Genomic DNA, 19,814 nt, shown 5'->3' with positions numbered 1-19,814 from the left:
TACCTCCGGACGCGACGTGATCACTCGCAACGCACAGCGGCAATCCCGCCGGTCAGCTCCGACGTCGTGAGGTAACCGCACCCATCGGCCAGGTACGTCACGGTCTCCGACTGCACCTGGCCGGGCGCGGGGACCCGTCGCACAGCCCACTGCGGGAAGTCGGCGGGGTCATCGGGGTCGGGGTCGGCTGCGCGGTACTCCAGCACCTCGTCGTACGTGCGCAGCAGCACCCGGCCCTCGGCATAGGCCGCATCGGTGACCACGTTGCCCACCAAGGCGGCGAGGAGGCCCTGTTCCGGCGCCGGCAGGTCGATCTCGCCGAGCAACTCCAGCTCGCCGCCGTCGGCCGGGCCGCGGTAGAAGCGGGTCGGGCCGGTCTCACCGGTGTCGCGGTCGAACGTCGCCTTGCTGACGACGAGCGGCCGGCCTGCGGCGTCGACGATCAGAGCCTCGGCGTCGGTCGGGTGGTCCGGGTAGGTGTAGCGCAGCTCGTCGGCGTCGACGTCGAGAGTGCCGCCGTCCACCGCGCTGAGATCCGGTTCCGGCGTGCGATAGACGGCGATGCTGTCCCGCCCGACATGGTCGCCGATGTCGCCGACGTAGACGCAGCTGTCGCCGTCGCCCTCGCTGTCGCCGTCGCCCTCGCTGCCCCCGTCGTCGCCGCACGGGCCGACGGCCAGGGCCTCGGCGTTCTCGGTCGACATGCCGCCCAGCTCCAGGCGCACCACAGGCGAGCCGTCCTCGCGGACCACCACCACCTCCGACGTGCCGGCTTCGTCGCTGACGACGTAGTACAGGCCGGGCGTCCGCTGGCTGGCTGCCATGCCGCTGACCTCGATGACCGTGTCCGCATCGAGCTGCCCGACAGTCTCCGGCGAGCCGTAGCAGGGTGCGTCACAGGCAGGCCCGGACGGCGACGGCCCCGGGTCCGTCGCCGTCGGCTCGGACGGGACTTCGGATGAAGCACCGGGACGGGAATCGGACGGTGCCGGGACGTCGTCGGCGGCGGGCGAAGAACAGGCCGCCAGCAGGCCGGCCAGCAGCGCCGCGACGACGCCGCGACCCTCACCTCGATACACGCCCCACGCCCTTCCCCGACCAATCACGAACCCGCCGGCCACTGACACGTCCGCACCCGTCGGCCCGTCCGTTGACTACCCGTGCGGCGCAGTGTCACGGAGCGCGGCCGTCATCACACGGCGAGCGCGAAGATTTTTCCCGGATTCCGGCGCGTTTTCGGCTGTACGGACATAGCCTCGGTACACGAGCGGCACCATTCTCGCCCCCCGGGGTGGTGCCGCTCATTCGTCTCTCACCGGCCCGGATTCCGGCAGCCAGGTGGCGCCGACGCATCAGGCGGTGGCAGCTCCGCGGACCGGCTCCGACGTCGACAGCCCGAGGACGTCTCGAGCCACCGTCAACAGCTGGGGACGCAGTTCCGCATCGGAGACGTCCGGGAGCGCCAGCACGGCCACCATCACGCCCAGCGCCGCGGACGTCCGCACCCGCTGCTCCACCGACAGGTCACCGTTGGCCAGCAGAGACAGCAGCCTGGCGTCATTGGCTCGCATCCGGCCCAGCAGCGTCGAATTGGACACGCCGGCGAGGTCGTTCATGGCGTACGTCGCCACTCGCCGATGGGTGAGCAACAGATCGATGTACTGCTCCACGATCGCCATCCGCCGCTCCGGGTCGCCGATGGAGGCGGTAGCGGACTGCGCGTTGGCGATGATCGCGTCCTCACCGTCGACCATGGGCCGGAGCAGATCATCGAGAATCTCCACCTTTGTGCGGTAGTGGTAATAGACCGCCGCCTTGGTGATGCCGAGCGCATCGGCGATTTCACGCAGTGTGGACCGCTCGTAGCCCTGGCGGGAGAACAGGTCCAGCGCCACCGCACGAATGTTCGCCGCGGTATCGCCGCCTGGACGCCCCTCGTTGCTCATCCCTGTCGCCACCTCGCTGGTAGAGAAAGTGAGGGCGGCCACACAATACGTTAACTACTTGCCGGCCGACAAGCCCGGTCGTAGTGTGAGACCACGAACTTGTCGGCCGACAAGTAGGGGCGGCCGGCGCAGGGGGCCGCTGGGTGCTCGGCATACGTCGACGCGCCGTACGCCAGCGGGGGACTGGAGGACGGATGGCCTCGGACACCATGTCGCGCCGCACACCTACGCGCCACCGGATTCAGCGCGACTCGCGACTCGTCACCGCCGCCCGTGAACTCGTGTTGCTAGGGACGGCCGCGCTGCTGTACTCGCTGGTGAGGGGAATCAGCAGCGACCGAGTCGACGCAGCCTTCCGGCACGCCGAAGAAGTCATCTCCTTCGAGAGATCACTCGGCATCGACGTCGAGACCGGCATGCAAGGGCTGATCCTCGACCACGGCTGGGCCATCGACCTCGCCAACGGCGTCTACATCTACGGCTTCTGGCCTGTACTGGTGCTCACGCTGCTGTGGTTGATCGTGCGCCGGCCGGTGGCGTACCCGTTCTATCGCAACGCGGTGCTGGCGACCGGCGCGTTCAGCCTGGTCATCTTCGCCTTCTACCCGCTCGCGCCGCCACGGTTCCTGCCCTGGCACGGCTACGTCGACACCATCACGCTGCACGCCACCACGTACCGCGAGATGAACTCCCCGACGTTCGTCAACGAGTACGCGGCGATGCCGAGCCTGCACTTCGGCTGGATCCTGCTGCTGGGCATCGCACTGGTGGCGCTGGCGCGGCCGCTCGCCGTGCGGATCCTCGGCGCGACCATGCCGGTGCTGATGTTCGCGGCGATCGTCCTCACCGGCAACCACTACGTCGTCGACGCCCTGGTGGGCGGCGGCGTGGTCGTCGCCGGACTCGGGATCGCGGTGCTGATCGAGCGGCACAAGCGGCGCCGGGCGGTTCTGGCCGCCATCGCGGACGCCCACCAGAACGCCACCCCGGCCGGCGACGAGGAAGCGGCGCCGGCGTCCGACGGAACCAGCACCATCCCGGCGCAACGATCGCCCGGGAACCTCTCGCAGGTGCGGTGATCCTCGGCGTCGGCCGCCCTCTCGTGGCGGCCGGGGTGGAACGGCTGGCGACAGGCGCCGCAACATCTGCGCACGTAGCGGGCGCCGCTGTCGCTGTCGTCAGCGCGATCCGGCCTCGACCGGCACCTCGTCACCGTCGTCGACCTCGTCCCGCTCAACCCGGCCACGACGACGGTGCAGCAGCGGCGTCACCGTAACTGCCAGGCCGACCAGGGCAACGACGGTGACCAGCACGAGACCCGGCCGGAACGCGTCGAGCATCTCGCCCGCCGACAGCCCTCCGGACTCCTCCGTGGACACCAGCGCGGTGGTCACGGCGAGGACCAGTGCCGCGCCGACCTGGCCCGAGGTCTGCACCAAGCCGGCGGCCAGACCCTGCTCGTGATCCTCGACACCGTTGGTGGCCTGGATGTTGATCGCCGGGAACCCGAGCGCGAACCCGACGCCCAGGAGCAGGACGCTGGGCAGGATCACCGTGACGTAGTTGGGATCGGTGTCGGTGCGGAGCAGGAACAGGAGGTATCCCAGACTCAGGGCCGCGAGCCCGGCGGCGATCAGCCGCGGCGTTCCGGTGCGGTCGATCATCCGGCCTGCGTACGGCGCCGCCAGCACCACCAGGATGCCAGCCGGCAGCAGCGCGAGCGCCATCCGCAGCGGTGACCATCCCAGCACGGACTGCAGGTAGAGCGTGACGATGAACTGGAAGCTCAGGTAGGTGCCGAACAGCGCCACCAGACCGACGTTGGCGCGAACGATCGACCCGACCCGCAGGATGCCGAGCCTGATCAGCGGGTGTGCGACCCGCCGCTCGACGATCACGAACGCCGTCAGCAGGGCGGCGGCGAGCACGAACGAGCCGAGCGTGCGCGGGTGTGCCCAGCCGGTCTCCGGCGCGGAGACGACCGTGTAGACGAGCAGCAACATGCCGCCGGTCAGCGTCATAGCGCCTACGAGGTCGTGGCCGCCGGTCTCGGCCGGTCGGTCCCGCGGGAGAAGCACCATGCCCGCGATCAGCGCAGCGACCGCGATGGGCACCGGGGACAGAAACGTCCATCGCCAGCCGATGCCGGTCATCAGGCCGCCGACGATCAAGCCGGACGAGAAGCCGCTGGCGCCGAAGACCGTGTAGATCGACAGGGCCTTGTTGCGTGCCTTGCCCTCGGCGAACGTCGTCGTGATGATCGACAGGCCGGTGGGCGCGGTGAACGCGGCGCTGACGCCCTTCACGAAACGGGTGGCGATGAGCAGCGCGCCGTTGTCCACCATCCCGCCGAGCAGTGAGGCGACCGCGAAGACGGCCAGGGCGATCAGGAAGACCTTGCGGCGGCCGAGCAGGTCGGCGGTACGGCCGCCCAGGAGCAACAGGCCGCCGAAGCCGAGTACATAGCCGCTGACGATCCACTGCAGCGATGAGGTGCCGAGGCCGAGCTCGGCGCCGATGGACGGCAGCGCGACGCCCACCATGGAGACGTCGAGGCCGTCGAGGAAGAGCACGATGCACAGGACCGCGAGGATGCCCCACAGTCGGGGCGAGAAGCGCGCGTCGTCGGACGAAGCAGTGGACGAGGCCGCGGTGAGGGTCGGTACAGTCACGGCGAAGAAGCTACATGCACACGCATGAATTGCACAAGCATTAAATGCGCTCGCATGGTTCGCGCTTTCCTGCTACAGTGCGCGCATGGTCAAGACCCATGAGCGACAGCTTGTCGCCCAGTGGCGCGACCTGCTGACCAGCTACAACGAGATCGCTTCCGCTCTGGACCGCCATCTGTCGGAACGGCACGCGCTGGGCCTGAGCGAGTTCGAGGCGCTCGACCGGCTGATCGAATCGGGCCAGGAGAAGCTGCGCATGCACGACCTGGCTTCCGACATGTACCTCAGTCAGAGTGCCCTGTCGCGCGCCGTCGCCAGGCTCGAGCGAGCCGGCCTCGTCGAGCGGATCATCTGTCAGGACGATAGACGGGCCTGCTTCGTCAAACCCACCACGCTGGGACGAGCCCAGCACACGGAGGCCCGCGAAACCCACCGCCGGGTGCTCGCCGACCATCTGGCGTAGGCGGTGGATCGCCGGCTGCCTCCAGGCGTACCCAGACCTCGCACGGGCCGATCGGGGATGTCGACATAGGGTCGAAGCGTGCTCGACGGCATCGGTTTCGGCGAACCCCTCGCTGCGGTGACGCAGTTGCTCGCCGGGCGCCGTATCACCGTGCTCACCGGAGCCGGCATCTCGACCGACTCCGGGATCCCCGACTACCGCGGACCGGACTCCCCGCCGCGGACACCCATGACCTACCAGCAGTTCGTCGGCGACCCAGATCGACGGCGGCACTACTGGGCGCGCAACCACGTGGGATGGCGGCACGTGCACCGCACCCGGCCGAACGCCGGCCACCACGCGCTGAGCCGGCTCGAGGCCGCCGGCGCCGTGATCGGCGTGATCACCCAGAACGTCGACACACTGCACGAGGCCGCAGGCAGCCGCAACGTCATCGACCTGCACGGACGCTACGACCGCGTCATCTGCCTGACCTGCCGGCGCGTCGTGTCCCGCGACCACCTCGCCGCCCGCCTCGACGCGCTCAACCCCGACTTCGCCGACGACGTCGGGGACGCCGAGATCGCCCCGGACGCCGACGCCGTCATCGACGCGACGGCGCATTTCCGCGTGGCCGACTGCGAGCACTGCGGCGGCATCCTCAAACCCGACATTGTCTACTTCGGCGAGAACGTGCCGAAGCCGCGGGTCGCGGCGGCCTACGCGATGGTCGACGCGGCGGACGCGCTGCTGGTGGCCGGTTCGTCGCTGACCGTCCTGTCGGGACTGCGGTTCGTCCGGCACGCGCACAAGTCGGGCCGTCCGATCGTGGTCGTCAACCGCGGCCGGACTCGCGGCGACGACCTCGCCACGATCAAGATCGACGCCGGCTGCTCTCCGGTGCTGACGGAGCTGGCGGACACCGTGCCCACGACGATCCCGACGTGAGGACGGCGAGCCCGCCACAAAGGTCCTGACCGGTTGCGAGGCCGGCGGGGTTACTCCGTGACGTCGGCGACGGTGGCGTCGAGCGCCTTGAGCAACTCGTCACCACCAACCGTGGCCGCGACGCCGAACGCGCCCGCGCCGATGGAGACCGTCCGGCCCTGAATGCGCTGATCCGCGATCACCGGCCACGCCTGCGTGGAGCCGAACGGGGTGATGGTCCCGCGCTCGTATCCCGTGACGTCACGGGCCGTGTCAGCGTCCGGCATGGAGAGTCGGCTGACTCCGAGCAGCGCGCGCAGCTTCGGCCAGGCGATGGTGCGATCGCCCGGTACGAGCACGAAGACATAGTCGTCATCGGCACGCCGGACCACGATCGACTTGATCACCGCCGCCGGCTCGACGCCACGGGCCGCGGCGGCCTCTTCCAGGCTGTTCACCGGTGGGTGGCGGGCGATCTGATACTCCAGGCCGGATGCGTCCAGGGCCGCCAGTGCCCGCTCCTCGCTCATGAGGGGAAGCCTATGCCGGGGTGGGCGCAACGTGTCATGGCCGGCACGGGCTCCGGCCGCCGCGCCACCCGTCTACAGGCCGGTCCCGCGATCCTCACCTGGTTGCCGTCAGCCCGCCACCCCGCGACGTGATGCGCTCGATCAGTTCCTCGGTCTCCGGCTCGAGATCACCTCCCAGGTCGTCCGCTGTACTGCGCAACCTGCTGATGCTCTCGAGCACGGTGGAGCGGTCGCCGATGGACAGCTCGGCCTTGAGCCGGTCGCGCCAGAGAAGCTCGACACCTGGCTCCACCGACAGCCCGAGCAAGGCGACACGTAGTGCCTCCGACGGATCGCCGTCCACCAGGGCACGCATCGCCAGCTCATGACAGGCGTCGACGATGCTCGAGATCATCTCCTGCGCGATGTGGTCGACCCAGGCATACCGTCTCCGGCCGCGGCCGGAGAAAGGCCGGCCACGCACCAGCGCCAATGCGGCTCTCAGCTCGGTGGTGGTCGCCCGTGCGGGCCCCTCGGAGAGCAGCTCGCACCACTCCTGCCAGTCGCTGCGGACGTCCGGCAGGAAGGTGTAGCCGCCCTCGGTACGGGGCAGCAGCGATGCGCCGGTCGCGTCGGTGCCTAACCACCGGCGCAGCTTGGAGATGGCGGTACCGCGCGTGGTGCGAGTGACGCCCGAGCCCGGCCAGATGGCTTCGTCGATGGCGTTGGTGTCGCACCCCGGGTTGAGCGCGATGAACATGGCCAGTTCGGTGAGTTGGCCGAGCTTGGTGGGTTCGACCAACTCCGCCGTGTGCTCCACGCCGACCCGGCCCAGCATGAGCAGTCGAGGAGCCGAGCCGGGCAGCGCGCGGCGTGACTCGGCTCGGGTGGAGTCGGACGAGGGTGGCCCTTCGGTAGCGTCCGGCGGTTGCCCGGCCGGGCGGGCGGGCTGCGTGGATCCGCGTGCTTCGGGCAGTTCGGATGCCGTGGAGTCGGCCGCCCGCACCAGCTCGCGCACGCGGGCACGCGTCGCGTCGTCCAGGAGCTGTGGCCGCAGCGGGACACCGAGCGGTTCCAGCACCGCGACCGGGTCGCTCACGGTGCCGCGCATTCGCAAGGCCCAGCCGCTAGCTGCGCCGTGACCACCGATCACCGCGGCCACGGCCACCCGGGGCGCGGTCTCGATCAACGTCTCGAGGCGGCGCCACTGGTCCTCGGGCAGTGGCTCGGCGATCACCAGGATCTCCGGGGTCCATGCGGCCTCCGCCAGGCGGGCCGCACGTGCCCCGCCGAGACCGTGGACGCCGGCCGCCGCGAGCAACAGCCGGTCGTCGGCGGCCCGAACCGTGAGTTCCGCCAGCAGCGCCTCGACATCGGTGACCATCCGGACCCGGCCGGTCTGCAGGAGGCCGAGGTCAGCCCAGGCGCCCCCGCCGACCACGGAGATCCGGAGGTCGTCGGCCCAACGGCTGGTGGCCAGTTCCGCGGCCATGGCCGTGATGGCCGAATGCACCAGGTCCGGTGGGCCGTCGACGACGAGCGACCCGAGTTGTTCCAGGTCAAGCAGCACCAAGCCGTCGTCGCCGTCGTGTCCCACGCTGACCAGGCTGGGGTACGGCGCGGGTCCGTCGCCGGGTTGGTGATCAGCCGGTGCCCCGGGCGAGGCCCTACTTGCCGTCCAGACCCCGCCGTGGGCGGTGCCGACGAACGGTGCGGGAAGGTCGCCGGGTGCGGCCAGGTAGAGCTCGAGATCACGGCGCGTCAGCCGGGCGGCTCGCACCAGTGGTAGGCCGCGACCGGTGCGGGCGAGGCTCTCGGCGAGACCCCTCAAAGTGAGGTCGACGAACGCGACCGCATCCGGATCGGCGGCCTGGCGCAGTTCGGTCTCAGCCGCGCGATCGGCCGGTGACGCAGCGACGAGCCGATCCCCGGGCCTGCGTCGGCGCTGCCGCCGGGCCCGCCGCACGGTCAGGACACCGGTCAGCCCGGCCGCGAGGACGGCGCCGACGCCGCCGACGGTTCGGACGAGACCGTCGTGGACCTGGTCTGTCTCAGGGTCAGCTGGTTCGAGGCCGGTGCTGGCACGGCAGGCGGGCGCGGCCGGCCCGGCGTCGGCTGGCGGTGCTGTCCCCGAGGTGGTGGTAGCCGGGCCAGTCGAGGCCGGGCCGGTCGAATCCTGCCTCAGCGAAGCCGGCTCGGTCGGCGCCGAACCAGTGTCGGGGAGGCCCCCGCCGCCGCCGCTCCCCTCCACCGGCGGAATGGTCAACGTCCAGCCCGGAAGGATGAGATCCGGGTCGGTCAGCCGCCGGCCGTCCGGCTGCACCACGTCGGCGGTGGCCCTGACGATCTCCGGATACCGGTGGGCGTCGCCGAGCCGGGTGTCGGCGACCCGCCACAGTGTGTCCCCCTGCCGCACCACGTGGACGCGGACGTTCGGTGCCGCGTCCGGATCACCCGGGGCGCCGCCAGGCACCGCGCCGCCGTCGTCCGCCGGAACGTGCTGGTCGAACAGGTCGGTGGTGACCGGGGGCGCGGGCTCCCACGGCGGCGCCGTCGCGGAGCCGGCGTGGGCCGCCTGGGCTCCACCGCCGAGCGCCGCCACCGCAGCCACCATGCCGGCGACCCACCGCTGCTGCGCTCCGAGACCGGGCAGCCGTGGCGCCGTCGTTCCCCGCACCGCCGCGACCAGTTCGACCAGCAGGCTCAGCACGAACGTCAGCCAACCCGCCCACCCGACAGCGATCAGGACCGCGAGGAACAGGGTGCCGTCGTCCGGCATGGCCACTGCCGCCCACACATCGTGCGCGGACGGCCATGCATCGGGCAGTGGCGACCCGCTGACGGCCCACAGGACGGCCGGCACGCCGGCGACCAGCAAGGCGAGAGCACCGAACGCCGCCGCACCGCGAACGGCAGCCTGCGACCGCGGGACCGATGCAACCGCCATGACCGGGACACCTCCTTCGACAGCTCGGATTCGCTCTTTCCCGCAGTGGGTGCCGCCGGGCCGGCGAATGTGACAGCCGGCCCGGACAAAGCCTTCAAGAATGCCCGACCCGTCGTCGTTTCGCACCCGATCCGCCCGATTCAGAACGGGCAAACGATTCGAGGCGCCCGAAGCCTGTTCGGGCTAACGGGCGGGCAAACGCCACCGGCTGGACTCCCCGCATCGCGACCGTCCAGCCGCAAGGAGTCCGCCGATGACGTCGACACCACCCAACGCTCATCCCCACCCCTTGATCACCGACCAGCTGAACGCCGAGTGGCAGGAGCTCTCCGCGCGTGCGATCCCGGCCCGTTGGCCGGTGGCCGCGCTACCCGGCTGCGACGTGCTGGCAGACGCGCTCGACGCCGTCCAGTGGACCCGACGGCATCAGCCGCGGGCTGCCGACCAGCTCTTGCTCGCCCTGCTGGACCACCACGTCGAGAACGGCGACGAGCTGGCGGGTCGCCTCGTGCTCCAAGCCTTGCTGGGCCGGGCGGTCAACCTCGCCCGTCGTGCACACCGCCCCAAGCACCCCAGTATTCGCGGTGACCTGGCCCAGCTAACCGCGGCCGCGGTCGCGGCGCTGTGGCACGCCATCGCCGCCTACCCACGTCACCGACGCCGGCACAAAGTCGCCGTCAATCTCTGCATGGACGCGCTCGCCCACTTCACCGCCGCCCTGGACGACCGTGCGCCCGAGGCCGTCGACATCGCCATGCTCGAGGCCGCGGAACCGATGTTCATGGTCCGGGGGCCAGCACCTGCCGCAGAACTCCTCGACACGCTGACCTGGGGCATCAGCGCTCAGGTCATCTCGCCGGACGACGCCTCGTTGCTCCTTCGCGTCTACTGCCCGCGGCCCGGTCACGACGGCGGCGCGTCGCCGGTAGCGCGAGAGCTCGGGCTGACTCCCGCCACCGTCCGGCAACGGTGCAGCCGAGCCGTCCAGCGATTGGCAGAGGCCGTACGCCTACCCCGGCCGGCCTGGGCCGATGCTGCCTGATCGGTGTGACCGAGAGCGAGGAAGCGGGTTGACAAACGCGAAACGATCACTAATGTTTGCAGGCTCGCCACGATGTCGATCAACGAGCGAGCGACCAGAACGACCCGTGAGGGGACGACCATGGCGCAGACCGCTCGGGCAGACACCACCGACCATGCCTTCGAGCCCACGTTCTCTGGCATCACCCATCCGGAGCGCCGATACCGACGGCGGCCGGCCCTCATCGGCCTCGGAGTCGGTCTTCTGGCCGCCTGCGGCGCCGGTGCGGCGTACCTCGCCCAGTCCTTGGGTGACACCATGCCGGTGCTGGCGCTGACCGAGACCGTCCATCGAGGCCAGGTCATCGAGACCCAGCACCTCACGACCGCCCGGGCGGCGCCCGACCCCGCCCTGCAGCCGGTCGCCGCGGCCGAGCTCGACCGTGTCGTCGGACGACGGGCGGCCACGGATCTCGTCGGCGGCACCCTACTCACGGCGGCGGCCGTGACGTCCGCGCCGATCCCTTCCTCCGGACAGAGCGTGGTGGGGGTCGCGGTCACCGAGGCGCAGCTGCCTCGATTCGAGCTGAACGCGGGTGACCGGATCCGCGTCTTCGGTACTCCCAACCCTGGCGACCGGCCATCGGACGATCACACCGAGGGGATCCCTGCCACCGTCGTCGGCGTCTCCGGGCTTCTCGACTCCGGCCACGTGGTCGTGGACGTCGTCGTGAGTGACGACGTTGCGGGAACGCTCATCGCCCACGTCGCCACCGGCCGCGTCGGTATCGCCCTCGATGCGCCCCACACCGAGGAGGAGCCGTGACGGTCCTCGCACTGACCTCCGTCCGGGGCGCGCCAGGCGTCACCACCACCGCCCTCGTTGCCGCGCTCACCTGGCCGCGCCCCGTGCTCCTGGTCGAGGCCGACGTCAGCGGAAGCAGCAGCATCAAGGCCGGCCACCTGCGCGGCGAGGTCGACCACCAGCTCGGTCTGATCAACCTCGCCGTCGCGCACCGCAACGGTGCGCTCAGTCCGAGCGCGGTACGCGGGCAGACCATCGCGCTCACCGCCGACGGCGGCCGCCTCGCCCTACCCGGCCTGGCCACGCGGGCTCAGGCGGCCAGCCTCACCGACGACTTCTGGGTCACTCTCGCCACCCTGCTCCGTGGCGTGACCAGGCACGGTGTCGACGTCATCATCGACACCGGCCGGTTCGGCATGACCCACGGACCCGACCCGCTCCTGCGCTCTGCCGATCTGGTGGCCGTCGTCACGCGAACCGCCCTCGACGACCTCGTCGCCGTGCGGGCCAGCGCCGACCAGCTGCCCGGCAGTGCCGCCGACGCCAGCCTCGACCGTCGCGGCCTGCTGCTGGTCGGACCTGGGCGGCCGCACCGGGCCGGCGAGGCCGCCGAGGCCACCACCCTGCCGGTCTGGGCGTGCATCGACTGGGACCCGGCCGCTGCCGATCGGGTCAACGGCCGTGAGCGTGTCCGGAGCAGTCTGAGCCGGCTGACCACGTCGCGGCTGATCCGGTCCGGGCGGGCCGCGGTCGCCGAACTGCAAGCCGCCGACGAACGCCGCAGCCAGGTCTTGAGCACGCCACTCGCCAGCACGGTCCAGAGCGGGAAGGGAGTGCGATGACCGAGTCGTCCCCTGCCGGGAGCATCACCGGCCTGCCCATCTTCCAGCCACCGGCCGGGTTCGGGGCGGACCCGCCCACCGGTGAAACCGCCACTGCGCCCCGCCCGAGCACCCGCGATCTCCTGGCCGCGATGCCGCCGGTCCGCACCTCCACCACCGTGCGCGCCGAGGTCGTCGGCTCGGACACCCTTGTCGACGTCGACTGGTCGCTGGTTCGTGAGTTCCGCCAGCAGGCTGCCGCCCGGCTCTCCGACCGAGTCGACGAGAACGCCTCCGAAGACGAGCGGCGCGCTATCGGCAGCGAGGTCATCGCCGCACTCCTGGAGGACCATCTCCGGCGCGCCGTCACCAGTGGCCTACCGGCGTTCCCGGAGGACCACCAAGCCGTTCTCGCACGCGCCGTCTTCGACGCGCTGTTCGGGCTCGGCCCCCTGCAGCCGCTCGTCGACGACCCTGGCGTGGAGAACATCGAGGTCTACGGCGCCGAGCCGGTGGTCGTCATCGACGGCGACGGCCGCATCACCCGCCGCCCGCCCATCGTCGAGACCGACGACGAACTCATCGACATGCTGACGTTCCTCGCCTCCCGCGGCGGTACGAGTGAGCGCAACTTCTCCACGGCCAGCCCGAGCCTGCATCTGCACCTTCACGGTGGGCACCGGCTCGCCGCATCAGGCTGGACGACACACCAGCCGGTGGTCGTCATCAGACGACACCGGCTGGTCGACATCGACCTGGACGATCTCGTCGCCCGAGGGTCGCTGACCGAGCCGGCCGCGAGGTTCCTCCGCACCGCCGTCCGGTCCCGTCGCAGCATCGTCGTCTCCGGCTCCATGGGCGCCGGAAAGACCACCTTGACCAGGGCGTTGGCCAATGAGATCGACCCCGAGGAGAAGCTCGGCACCATCGAGACGGAGTACGAGCTCGGGCTGCATCACATGCGCGACCGGCACCGCCGGGTCATCGCATGGGAGGCGCGGCCCGGCAGCGGCGAGCGCGGAGCGGACGGGCGGGCCGTCGGCGAGATCACCCTCGACGACCTCGTCTACGACGCCCTGCGCATGAACCTCGATCGGCTGATCGTCGGTGAGGTCCGGGGCCGCGAGGTCCTGCCGATGTTCAAAGCCATGCAGGCCGGCGCGGGATCCCTGTCCACCATCCACGCGCACGGTGCCCGCGCCGCCATCGAACGACTGGTCACCTGCGCCTTGGAAGCAGGCCAGCACATCTCGCCGGAGTTCGCGTATCGCCAGATCGCCCAGCACGTCGACCTCATCGTGCATGTCGAGCTGCGGCGCGACGACACCCATCGGCGCCGGCAGATCACCGAGATCATCGCGTTGGAGCCGGGCGAACGCGGAATGCCCGCGGTGACCGACGTGTTCCTGTCCGGCCCCGACGGGCGGCTGACCCCGGCCTCGACGCCGTCCTGGCTGGCGAGACCGGTCGAGGTGCTGTCATGAGACCAGTGCTGGCCGCCGTCACCACGATTGCTGGCCTCGGTGGCCTGACGGCCACCGGATGGGGCTTGGTCAAGCGGCCGGCCGACCTCGGCGCACCGCGGCGCAGACCAGTGCGACACCTTCTCGCGTCCTTGCGCGGACACACGCCCGCCCAGCGTCGGGCTCGCGAGCGCATCGCTCTCGCCGCCGGCATCGGCGTCGTCGGCTGGCTGGTCACGGGCTGGATGCTGGCCGTCGTCGTGCTGCCCGCCGCGGTCTGGGGGTTGCCGGTGCTGCTGCAGACCTCGACGAGCAAGGCCGACATCGAGCGGCTCGAAGCGCTCAGCGACTGGGCGCAGAACCTGTCCAGCGTCCTCGGCGTGGGCGTCGGCATCGAACAGGCCATCACCTCGAGCCTGCGGTCGGCTCCGGCACCCATCAGGTCCGACGTCGCCCGGCTCGTCGCCCGTCTGCAGGCGCGCTGGGACACGGAGGCCGCGCTCCGGGCGTTCGCGGACGATCTCGACGACGCCACCGGCGACTTCCTGACCGCGGCGCTGCTCCTCGGCGCGCACCGTCGCGGCGATCAGCTCAGCAACGTGCTGGACGGACTGGCCGCTGCTGTCCGCGACGACGTCCGGGCGCGGCGCGGCGTCGACGCCGAGCAGGCCAAAGGCAGGACCACCGCCCGCCTGGTGACGCTGATCAGCGCCGTCGGTCTCACTCTGATGCTGCTCACGCCGCATGCCGACCCCTACCGGACCGGCACCGGCCAACTCATCCTGCTGGTCCTGCTGGCCTGCTACGTCGGGTGTCTGGTCTGGATGCGCCGCATGACCATGGCCCCACGTCAGCCGCGCATCCTCGCCACCGAGGAGGCGCGATGACGACCACGCAATCCGCCGTTCTGCTCGGCCTGCTGGCCGGTGCCGGGTTGCTCATGATCTTGCGCGAGCTGATCGGTCGCCCGACGCGGCGCCCGCATCCGGTGCACACCGCGCGCCGGCTCACCGGCGCGGACGCATCTGCCGGCGACCCCGTCGGCTCCGACGACGGATGGGCCGGCCGGGTGGGCCGGGTGATGCTGCGCCGCGCCGGTGGCTGGGCCCTGCTCCATGTGCCGCACAGGGATCTCGCGCTGCTACGCAGGAGCGTTCCGCAGTTCCTCGGTGAGCGCGCCGTGTGCGCAGGCATCGGAATGCTGCTGCCCGCGGCCGGCTCGGCGATGCTCGCCGTCAGTGGCGTGACGCTGCCCGTCACCGTACCGACGGTCACCGGCGTCGTGGCCGCGGTCGCCATGTCGTTCCTCCCGCTGGCCAATGTCGCCGACCTGGCCAGGGCGAAGCGAGCCGAGTTCCGCCGGGCGATGACCAGCTACATCGATCTCGTCGCCCTGGAGCGCGCCGCCGGTGCCGGGACCACGCAGGCGTTGGAGTCGGCGGCCCGCATCGGCGAGTCGTGGGCGTTCCACCGGCTGCGCGACGAGCTCGCGCATGCCCGCTGGTCCGGCGTTCCGGCGTGGGAGGCCTTACGCGCCGTCGGTGACGACCTCCGCCTGCCCGACCTCGCCGACACGGCCGACGTGATGCGGATGTCCGCCGTCGAAGGCGCCACGGTGTACGACGTCCTGCGGGCGCGAGCCTCGGCGATGCGCAGCGAGATCCTCGCTACCGATCAGGCCCGGGCCGGCGCCAGAACCGAACGTGCCACCGCGCCACTGGCTGCCACGTCGGTGGTGTTCATGTTGCTACTCGCCACGCCGGTGGCCATGCGGATCGGGTGAGGCAGACATGGTCGAGCACCGACGGGCGGCTGAACGCGGCTCGGCAACCCTGGAGACGGTGATCCTCTGGCCAGCCGTCTTCCTGCTGATCTTCGGCATGGTCCACGGCGCCATCTGGTTTCATGCCCGCAACGTCGCCCTGGCTGCTGCCCAGGAGGGCGCTCGTGCCGCCAGTGTGGCCGACGGTGCCGGCGGGGCGGCGCGCGCGGCCACGTTCCTCGGCGACCGCGCCGCGGTGGTGCGGGTCGATGACATCCGAGAATCCTCCGATGGCGACACCGTCACCGTCACGGTCACCGGCACGTCGACGACCCTGATCCCCGGCTGGCGTGTAGACGTCAGGCAGTCCGCGACCGCACCGATCAGGCGCTGGACCGGCCCGTGAACAGGGCGCAACGGGGGTCGGCCACGCTGGAGCTCGCCGTTCTGGCACCGGGGCTGCTCCTGATCATCGCCCTGCTCGCACTGGCCGGGCGACATGCGGTGGCGGATGCCGCCGTCGAGCGCGCCGCCGCCGACGCAGCACGTGCGGCGTCGCTGGAACGCACTGCCGCGGCCGGGCGCGAGGCCGCAGTCGATGTGGCACGGGCCTCGTTGACAGACCAAGGCCTGTCCTGCCTGCGCACGACGGTGGACGTGGACGTGACCGGTCTCCGTGCGCCGGCAGGGACCCGAGGGCAGGTGACGGTCACGGTCAGCTGCCCGCTGCGGGTCAGCGACCTTCAACTGCCGGTTCCATCGCTGATGATCCGGTCCTCGGCCGTCAGTCCCGTCGACACCTACCGGGAGAGATGAGCTGATGCGACCACGCCCCCATCGTGTGACGCCCGTAGGTGGCGGCGATCGCCACGGTCCGCGCAGTCGCGAGGCCGGCGGCATCACGCTGATCTTCGCGGTGGTCACTGTCGCGCTGATCGCGATGGTCGGTCTCGTGTTCGACGGGCGTGCTCAGATGACCGCCCAGCAGCGAGCCGACGCCGTCGCCGCCGAGGCCGCCCGGGCGGCCGGTCAGGAGATCGACGGCTCGGTCGTCGCCGGCGCGGCCGGCCTGCACCGAGCCAGGGCGGTGGCAGCCGCCCGTGCCCACCTGGCGGCCGCGGGAGTACGCGGAACGGTGTCGGTCAGCGGCACCAGAATCGTGGTGCGTACCGATGCCACGGAACCGGCCGCCATCCTGCCGATCATCGGCATCACCACACTCGAGGCGACCGGTGAAGCCACCGTGGAGATCGCGACGGGTCTGTGAGCACGCCGACCGCCCGCAGGCGAACCCGTCCGGCATTCCTGGACGAACTCCTCGCGAATCGCTGTCACGTTCGGCGGCGCCGAACCACCCACAGAAAGTGGGACGGCAGTTCGGCGAAGCCCAGGCGCACAGCCGACGAAGGGAGTCATCGTCATGTCCGACGCGAACTGGGTTCGAAGCCGCCGCCCCGAGGTCCCGGTGTGGCCGCCGCGGAGGGGGCCCTCCCCCGGCCCGGCGGCCGCACCGGTCGGCGGCAGCCGACGGCGCACCCGCTGGGTCGGCTTTCTGGCGGTCGCGGTGGTTGCCGCCCTCACGCTGTTCATCGGCATGGCAATCGTCCGCGGCGGCTCGAACGGGAACACTCCTGACGCCCTGCCGGTCAGCGGCGGGGTCGAACCGCGCGGGTCTCCGTCGGCGACTCCGGAGGCGACCACCCAAGCGCCGCTCGGTGACCAGGACGGCCCCGAGGGCTGGGCCGCGGCTGCTCGCGGGTTCGGCCATGCCTTCACCCGGACGGCGGTCGGTCAGGACGCATGGTTCGCTGCCATGTCCACCTGGCTCACACCCGAGCAGGCGCGCCGGTATCGCGGTGTCCCCATCCACGAGATTCCCGGCGGGGTGCTGCAGGAGGTGACGGTGGCCGAACCCGCTGGTACACACTCGACGCACGGCCAGCTGAGGTACGACACCGGGATGGTCCTGAACGTCGGCCTGAGCTACTCGGCCACGGAGGGCGGCTGGCTGGTCGCCCGTGTCACGCTGGCGGAACCGGCCCACTCCCCATGATCATCCAAAGTTCATCCGGTCAGGACCGGGTCATGTCTGGATGATCATGGAAGCCGAGTGCGCGATGCTCGGCGGACAGGACGGCCCGGTCGGCGGCGCTGCGGCCGGCGCCCCAGCCGTCGGAGTTTCCGGCTGAGAACGACCGCCGGCGAACCGCGCCGGGGAAGAGGGTTCCGGCGAGCTCGTCGACGGCGCGAGAACGTTCGGCGAAAAGAGGAACCAGTGCTGAGCCGGCCGCGGCCTCGGTGCGCTCGGCAGTGTCGCGCAAGCGCTCGCCGATGCGCGTCGCATAGGCCAGCAAGAAGGAGTGGCGGAACGACCGCGTGCGCGACGTTCCCAACCGGCTGGGGCGCGAGCCGTTAGCCAGCATCGCCCGGGTGGCCTGCACCAGCAGGGACGTCGTCAGGACCTCGACGACATCGAGGTCGACATCGGCTCCGAGGACCGTGACGAAGCCGAGCTTCTCCGACGAGATGGTGCGGCAGTGATTCGCCGACCCCACCTCGGCGACCAGCAGAGTCTTGGCACTCAGGTACGGCGCGTCGAGCCAGATGCGGCGTGCCGACGCCACCGAGCCGGGTGCCGAACCCGGGGGCCGGAGACCCGGCGGCACCGCCGACTGCGCCAAGGCTTGCTCGATGGCGTACCGGCTCATCAGCTCCTGCGCCTTGGCCGACAGCGCCTCGGCTTCGTCGGGGAACGTCGTCGACTCGGCCTTGGCCAGGAGGGCCCGCACCCGGCCGAGCACCTTCTCATCGACTGTCGCCGCGCCACCCCCATCCGCGGCGTCTGCTCCGCCGGTGTCGCTGCGCGTCTCACCAGGCGGCGGGAGGATCGTGGGCAGCGACGGTAGCCGCAACGCCACCGTGAGCGCGTCGACCGTGGCCGCCAACAGCGCGTCAGTGGTGAACCCGTGGCGGTCGGCCCACTGGGCCGGGTACGGACTGCCGCCCGACCAGCCGTCGTGGACGTCGAGCTGCCGCAGCTGCGCCAGCCAGCGTGGATGCGTGGTGGCGGCGGGATGCTGAGCCGTGGCCTCCGCGACCGCGACGGCGACGAGGCCGGCTACCAGCTCGTCAGCCTGGCGCCGCGCCACCTGGTAGAGGTCGGCGGGTTGCCAGCCGACGGCCCACAGCCGTTCGACCTGGGTGCGCAGTACGGTGGCGACGGCGGCATGGGCCACCCGCGGCCACGGCAGCAACGACGTCAACCGGCCGGCCACGTGATCGCCCGCCGCCCGGTCGTGCAGCCTGTCAGCCGTGGCGGCCATGATGAGCCGCATCGCCGTATCGAGGCTGGGCGGCGCACCATCAGCGCCGGAGCGCTGGCTCCCGCTGGTCCGCACTCGATGCCTCCGTTCCGCCGACCGTCAGCACCCATCATCGCGGGCCGGTCCGACAAGGTCCGAGGCGATCCGCACCGACCTGCCCGAACCGGGAGATTCGGGGCCGCCGTCCGTGTCATGATCGAGGCGGCCCGCGGCCACGGCTCCGGGCCGCGAGGGGTGACCACGAGGTGGACGACGCTACCGGGCACGTCGCGTTCTGTCATAGCTTGCGTCAGGTCGCCTTGTTCCACCGACGACTCCTCAGGAGATGCACGCAATGACGAGTGGCCGAGTCCCGGTCCAGGACGGAGAGCTGTTCTTCGAGGACCGAGGGGCAGGTCACGCTCTGATCCTCCTGCACGGCGGGATGCTCGACCATCGGATGTGGGACGGTCAGGTCGGTCCGCTCGTGCGCGCCGGCTACCGGGTGATCCGCTACGACGCCCGCGGCCATGGCCAGTCGTCCACACCGAAGGACGACTTCGCCGCACACGAGGATCTCCGCGACCTGCTCGCCGGCCTCGACATCAGGCGGGCATCCCTGGTCGGGCTCTCTTACGGCGCCCGCACGGCCATCGACTTCGCGCTCCTGTATCCCGACGCAGTCGAGATGATGGTGCTGGCCAGCCCGGGCGTCAGCGGCATGCAGTTCAGCGACCCCGCCATCCTGGACCTGCTGCGCCAGCAGTCCGAGGCGGCCCGCGCCATGGACGCCGCCCGGTACGTCGAGTGCTTCCTGCGCGCCTGGGTCGACGGTCCGCAGCGCCGGCCCGACCAGGTCGACGCCGAGGTACGCCGTCGCTGCCATGAGATGGCACTGGACGTCATCGAGAACCACTCCTCGGCGGCTGGCGCCGTACACGAGCTCGGCGCGCTGAACCGGCTGGGTGAGCTGGCCGCACCGCTGCTCGTGCTCGTCGGCGACCTCGACTCGTCGGACATCCACGCCGTCGCGGGGCGCATCGAGGCCGAGGCGCAGTTCACCGCCAGCGCCGTCGTCCCCGGCACCGGGCATGCGCTGGCGATGGAGCAGCCGGCGGCCTTCAACGCCGCCGCGCTGACGTTCCTGGAACGCGCCCGGCTGGCGCGCTGAACCGGCTGGCGCCCTGACCGCGCCGCG

20 protein-coding genes are annotated in these 19,814 nt (G+C 71.1%); 14 read left to right on the top strand and 6 right to left on the bottom strand.

What is annotated here, in order from left to right:
* Positions 1–20: 20 nt before the first annotated feature.
* Positions 21–1,079 carry a hypothetical protein gene (locus tag JIAGA_RS0100990; RefSeq protein WP_026874233.1) on the bottom strand — a complete coding sequence of 353 codons (1,059 nt, stop codon included), beginning with the start codon at positions 1,077–1,079 and terminating at the stop codon, positions 21–23.
* A gap of 273 nt (positions 1,080–1,352) precedes the next feature.
* Positions 1,353–1,946, bottom strand: a complete 594-nt coding sequence (locus JIAGA_RS26710; RefSeq protein ID WP_084469381.1) for a TetR/AcrR family transcriptional regulator — start codon at positions 1,944–1,946, stop codon at positions 1,353–1,355.
* A gap of 194 nt (positions 1,947–2,140) precedes the next feature.
* Here JIAGA_RS26710 and JIAGA_RS26705 point away from each other — a divergent pair, with 194 nt between their 5' ends.
* Complete coding sequence (locus JIAGA_RS26705) at positions 2,141–3,025, top strand: phosphatase PAP2 family protein (protein ID WP_051425524.1); 885 nt, start codon at positions 2,141–2,143, stop codon at positions 3,023–3,025.
* Between the two features lie 99 nt (positions 3,026–3,124).
* Here JIAGA_RS26705 and JIAGA_RS0100975 read toward each other — a convergent pair whose 3' ends face one another.
* Positions 3,125–4,618 (bottom strand): MFS transporter, encoded by a 1,494-nt coding sequence (locus JIAGA_RS0100975; RefSeq protein WP_026874232.1) that lies wholly within the window; start codon positions 4,616–4,618, stop codon positions 3,125–3,127.
* Between the two features lie 85 nt (positions 4,619–4,703).
* Between JIAGA_RS0100975 and JIAGA_RS0100970 the strand changes: the two genes are divergently transcribed.
* Together JIAGA_RS0100970 and JIAGA_RS0100965 are read left to right on the top strand one after the other, a co-directional pair.
* On the top strand, positions 4,704–5,081 hold the full coding sequence (locus JIAGA_RS0100970; protein ID WP_026874231.1) for a MarR family winged helix-turn-helix transcriptional regulator: 378 nt from the start codon (positions 4,704–4,706) through the stop codon (positions 5,079–5,081).
* Between the two features lie 90 nt (positions 5,082–5,171).
* Entirely contained in the window at positions 5,172–6,008 is an 837-nt protein-coding gene (locus JIAGA_RS0100965; protein ID WP_425402773.1) for an NAD-dependent protein deacetylase, read from the top strand.
* 50 nt (positions 6,009–6,058) lie between these two features.
* On the opposite strand, the gene JIAGA_RS0100960 is transcribed toward JIAGA_RS0100965, so the two are convergent.
* Both JIAGA_RS0100960 and JIAGA_RS0100955 read right to left on the bottom strand, forming a co-directional pair.
* Positions 6,059–6,517 carry an aminoacyl-tRNA deacylase gene (locus JIAGA_RS0100960; protein WP_026874229.1) on the bottom strand — a complete coding sequence of 153 codons (459 nt, stop codon included), beginning with the start codon at positions 6,515–6,517 and terminating at the stop codon, positions 6,059–6,061.
* 94 nt (positions 6,518–6,611) lie between these two features.
* On the bottom strand, positions 6,612–9,443 hold the full coding sequence (locus tag JIAGA_RS0100955) for an AfsR/SARP family transcriptional regulator (protein ID WP_026874228.1): 2,832 nt from the start codon (positions 9,441–9,443) through the stop codon (positions 6,612–6,614).
* A 253-nt stretch (positions 9,444–9,696) separates the two neighbouring features.
* On the opposite strand from JIAGA_RS0100955, the gene JIAGA_RS0100950 reads away from it, so the two are divergent.
* The 10 genes from JIAGA_RS0100950 (at position 9,697) to JIAGA_RS0100905 (ending at position 17,367) form a co-directional block, all read left to right on the top strand.
* Positions 9,697–10,485, top strand: coding sequence for a hypothetical protein (locus JIAGA_RS0100950; RefSeq protein WP_157552487.1), 789 nt, complete (start codon positions 9,697–9,699; stop codon positions 10,483–10,485).
* A gap of 120 nt (positions 10,486–10,605) precedes the next feature.
* Complete coding sequence (locus tag JIAGA_RS26700) at positions 10,606–11,289, top strand: SAF domain-containing protein (RefSeq protein ID WP_169738791.1); 684 nt, start codon at positions 10,606–10,608, stop codon at positions 11,287–11,289.
* Complete coding sequence (locus tag JIAGA_RS26695; RefSeq protein ID WP_051425522.1) at positions 11,286–12,110, top strand: hypothetical protein; 825 nt, start codon at positions 11,286–11,288, stop codon at positions 12,108–12,110. The genes JIAGA_RS26700 and JIAGA_RS26695 overlap by 4 nt, the downstream gene beginning before the upstream one ends.
* Positions 12,107–13,573 carry a TadA family conjugal transfer-associated ATPase gene (locus JIAGA_RS26690; protein WP_051425521.1) on the top strand — a complete coding sequence of 489 codons (1,467 nt, stop codon included), beginning with the start codon at positions 12,107–12,109 and terminating at the stop codon, positions 13,571–13,573. The genes JIAGA_RS26695 and JIAGA_RS26690 overlap by 4 nt, the downstream gene beginning before the upstream one ends.
* Positions 13,570–14,439 carry a type II secretion system F family protein gene (locus tag JIAGA_RS26685; RefSeq protein ID WP_084469380.1) on the top strand — a complete coding sequence of 290 codons (870 nt, stop codon included), beginning with the start codon at positions 13,570–13,572 and terminating at the stop codon, positions 14,437–14,439. Before JIAGA_RS26690 ends, JIAGA_RS26685 begins: the two co-directional genes overlap by 4 nt.
* Complete coding sequence (locus tag JIAGA_RS0100925) at positions 14,436–15,335, top strand: type II secretion system F family protein (RefSeq protein ID WP_026874226.1); 900 nt, start codon at positions 14,436–14,438, stop codon at positions 15,333–15,335. Before JIAGA_RS26685 ends, JIAGA_RS0100925 begins: the two co-directional genes overlap by 4 nt.
* A 7-nt stretch (positions 15,336–15,342) precedes the next feature.
* Positions 15,343–15,720 carry a TadE family protein gene (locus JIAGA_RS0100920; protein WP_026874225.1) on the top strand — a complete coding sequence of 126 codons (378 nt, stop codon included), beginning with the start codon at positions 15,343–15,345 and terminating at the stop codon, positions 15,718–15,720.
* Positions 15,717–16,130 (top strand): TadE/TadG family type IV pilus assembly protein, encoded by a 414-nt coding sequence (locus JIAGA_RS0100915; protein ID WP_026874224.1) that lies wholly within the window; start codon positions 15,717–15,719, stop codon positions 16,128–16,130. Before JIAGA_RS0100920 ends, JIAGA_RS0100915 begins: the two co-directional genes overlap by 4 nt.
* Before the next feature lie 25 nt (positions 16,131–16,155).
* Entirely contained in the window at positions 16,156–16,581 is a 426-nt protein-coding gene (locus JIAGA_RS26680; RefSeq protein ID WP_051425519.1) for a pilus assembly protein TadG-related protein, read from the top strand.
* A gap of 153 nt (positions 16,582–16,734) precedes the next feature.
* Positions 16,735–17,367 carry a hypothetical protein gene (locus JIAGA_RS0100905; RefSeq protein WP_026874223.1) on the top strand — a complete coding sequence of 211 codons (633 nt, stop codon included), beginning with the start codon at positions 16,735–16,737 and terminating at the stop codon, positions 17,365–17,367.
* 19 nt (positions 17,368–17,386) lie between these two features.
* Here the strand turns inward: JIAGA_RS0100905 and JIAGA_RS26675 are convergent, their stop codons facing one another.
* Complete coding sequence (locus JIAGA_RS26675) at positions 17,387–18,712, bottom strand: DUF2786 domain-containing protein (protein WP_157552485.1); 1,326 nt, start codon at positions 18,710–18,712, stop codon at positions 17,387–17,389.
* A 259-nt stretch (positions 18,713–18,971) separates the two neighbouring features.
* Here JIAGA_RS26675 and JIAGA_RS0100895 point away from each other — a divergent pair, with 259 nt between their 5' ends.
* Positions 18,972–19,787 (top strand): alpha/beta fold hydrolase, encoded by an 816-nt coding sequence (locus JIAGA_RS0100895; protein WP_026874222.1) that lies wholly within the window; start codon positions 18,972–18,974, stop codon positions 19,785–19,787.
* Positions 19,788–19,814: the final 27 nt, after the last annotated feature.

This window comes from Jiangella gansuensis DSM 44835, assembly GCF_000515395.1.
In the GTDB taxonomy this organism is placed as follows: Bacteria; Actinomycetota; Actinomycetes; order Jiangellales; family Jiangellaceae; genus Jiangella; species Jiangella gansuensis.
Note: the sequence above shows the minus strand (reverse complement) of the source record. Positions and strands in the feature narration are given on the sequence as shown.

What these genes read in the sequence shown, in the direction of transcription:
- JIAGA_RS26710 (WP_084469381.1), bottom strand. Translation starts at nt 1,946, where the DNA reads ATGAGCAACGAGGGGCGTCCAGGCGGCGATACCGCGGCGAACATTCGT.
- JIAGA_RS26705 (WP_051425524.1), top strand. Translation starts at nt 2,141, where the DNA reads ATGGCCTCGGACACCATGTCGCGCCGCACACCTACGCGCCACCGGATT.
- JIAGA_RS0100970 (WP_026874231.1), top strand. Translation starts at nt 4,704, where the DNA reads ATGGTCAAGACCCATGAGCGACAGCTTGTCGCCCAGTGGCGCGACCTG.
- JIAGA_RS0100960 (WP_026874229.1), bottom strand. Translation starts at nt 6,517, where the DNA reads ATGAGCGAGGAGCGGGCACTGGCGGCCCTGGACGCATCCGGCCTGGAG.
- JIAGA_RS0100955 (WP_026874228.1), bottom strand. Translation starts at nt 9,443, where the DNA reads ATGGCGGTTGCATCGGTCCCGCGGTCGCAGGCTGCCGTTCGCGGTGCG.
- JIAGA_RS0100950 (WP_157552487.1), top strand. Translation starts at nt 9,697, where the DNA reads ATGACGTCGACACCACCCAACGCTCATCCCCACCCCTTGATCACCGAC.
- JIAGA_RS26700 (WP_169738791.1), top strand. Translation starts at nt 10,606, where the DNA reads ATGGCGCAGACCGCTCGGGCAGACACCACCGACCATGCCTTCGAGCCC.
- JIAGA_RS26690 (WP_051425521.1), top strand. Translation starts at nt 12,107, where the DNA reads ATGACCGAGTCGTCCCCTGCCGGGAGCATCACCGGCCTGCCCATCTTC.
- JIAGA_RS26685 (WP_084469380.1), top strand. Translation starts at nt 13,570, where the DNA reads ATGAGACCAGTGCTGGCCGCCGTCACCACGATTGCTGGCCTCGGTGGC.
- JIAGA_RS0100925 (WP_026874226.1), top strand. Translation starts at nt 14,436, where the DNA reads ATGACGACCACGCAATCCGCCGTTCTGCTCGGCCTGCTGGCCGGTGCC.
- JIAGA_RS0100920 (WP_026874225.1), top strand. Translation starts at nt 15,343, where the DNA reads ATGGTCGAGCACCGACGGGCGGCTGAACGCGGCTCGGCAACCCTGGAG.
- JIAGA_RS0100905 (WP_026874223.1), top strand. Translation starts at nt 16,735, where the DNA reads ATGTCCGACGCGAACTGGGTTCGAAGCCGCCGCCCCGAGGTCCCGGTG.
- JIAGA_RS0100895 (WP_026874222.1), top strand. Translation starts at nt 18,972, where the DNA reads ATGACGAGTGGCCGAGTCCCGGTCCAGGACGGAGAGCTGTTCTTCGAG.